This is a genomic window from Microbacterium sp. HMWF026 (genome assembly GCF_003061325.1).
Lineage (GTDB): Bacteria > Actinomycetota > Actinomycetes > Actinomycetales > Microbacteriaceae > Microbacterium > Microbacterium testaceum_E.
This window is the reverse complement of record NZ_QAJB01000177.1, coordinates 1-1,378: the sequence shown is the minus strand read 5'-3', so window position 1 is coordinate 1,378 and position 1,378 is coordinate 1. Positions and strand designations below refer to the sequence as shown.

Here is a 1,378-nt window from a genome sequence, read left to right as displayed (position 1 = left end):
GCACGGTTCTCGGAGGATCCGGCCGGATTCGTCCGAGAACGGTGCGATTCTCCGAGAACGGTGCGGTGCCGCGAGTGCGGGCGCGGCCCGCGTCCGCCGCGCGGAGGCGCACCCCGACGCGGCGACGGCGCACGCCGACGCGACGGAGGCGCACCCCGGCGATCCCGAGCCCGGGTGTGCCCCGCGGCGCGTTACTTCGTCAGCGCGATCTCGTTCGGCGTGTGCTCCAGCGTCGCGCTGGTCACGACCTCGCCGGTCGTCAGGTCGACGGCGTGGACGGCGTTCTTCGCCGGCTCGGTGACGTAGGCGATGTCGCCCGACACCTTGATCGCGGGGTGGGCGTCCTGCCATTCGACCGGGCCCTCCCACGCGTCGATCACGGGGAACGCGTCGGTGAACTCCCCCGTGGCCGGGTCGAGCACGTGGATCGCCCCGTCCGAGGCGAGCACGTACGCGAGGTCGCCGGGACCGCGGGCGATGTCGCGGAAGGTGTACTCCGCCCCCGCCGGCATGTCGACGACGCGCTGGGTCTTGGCGGCGGTGTCGATCAGGGCGACGCGGTGCAGCAGGTAGCCCTCGGCATCCCGGTCGTCCTTGTAGTCCCCGACGACGAGCGGGCTGGTCTCGCTGACGTATGCGTTGCCCATGCGCCCGTAGGGCTGGTCGGGCGCGGTCAGCTTGGTGAAGGCGCCGTCGGCGTAGACGACCGCGCCGTTCTCGCAGCCGAGCACGACGGCCTCGTCCTGGGCCGTTCCCTCGCCGTGCACGCCGGGGCAGTCCGCGGTCTCGGCGATGGTCGCCCCCGACGGGTCCGTGGCGATCACGCCGTTGCGCCCGTCGGCGTTGCCCACCGTGGTGATGAACGTGCCGTCCTCGAGCACGATCGATACACCGTGGTGCGCCTCGACACCGGCGACGGTCCGCGTCTCGGGAAGAGAGTCGGTGGATGCCAGCAGGGCATCGGTGTCGAAGATGGTCGAGTCGCTCGTGCCGTCGGCGTACAGCACCGTCGTCCCGCCGTGCGTCACGACGTGTCCGGGCTTGGCGGCGGGGAACACAAGGTCGGTGAGCGCGGGGTCGGTGTCGGCCGTGCCGGCGTCGAGCACCTGGAAGCCCGCGCTCGTGGTGACCATGACGTGGCGGCCGTCGCCCGCGGCGTTCAGGCGCGTGAACTCCTCGCTCGACATCTCGCCCACGGTCTCGAGGGTGTCTCCGTCGAGCACGACGATGCCGCCGGGGTACGACAGGGCGACCCGGGTGGCGGTGTCGGCGGGGGCGGATGCCGCGGGCGCGGCGCCCGGAGCGGTCGCTCCGGCGCACGCCGACAGGCCGACGGTGGCTCCGACCGCGAGCGCGAGCAGGCCCGCGCGGCGCAGGG

1 protein-coding gene is annotated in these 1,378 nt (G+C 73.2%); it reads right to left on the bottom strand.

Going from position 1 to position 1,378, the window contains the following annotated elements; all coding sequences use genetic code 11:
- Positions 1 to 191: 191 nt before the first annotated feature.
- Positions 192 to 1,376: a zinc metallochaperone AztD gene (gene aztD, locus DBR36_RS07470; RefSeq protein ID WP_108318253.1), complete on the bottom strand. Its 1,185-nt coding sequence runs from the start codon at positions 1,374 to 1,376 to the stop codon at positions 192 to 194.
- Positions 1,377 to 1,378: the final 2 nt, after the last annotated feature.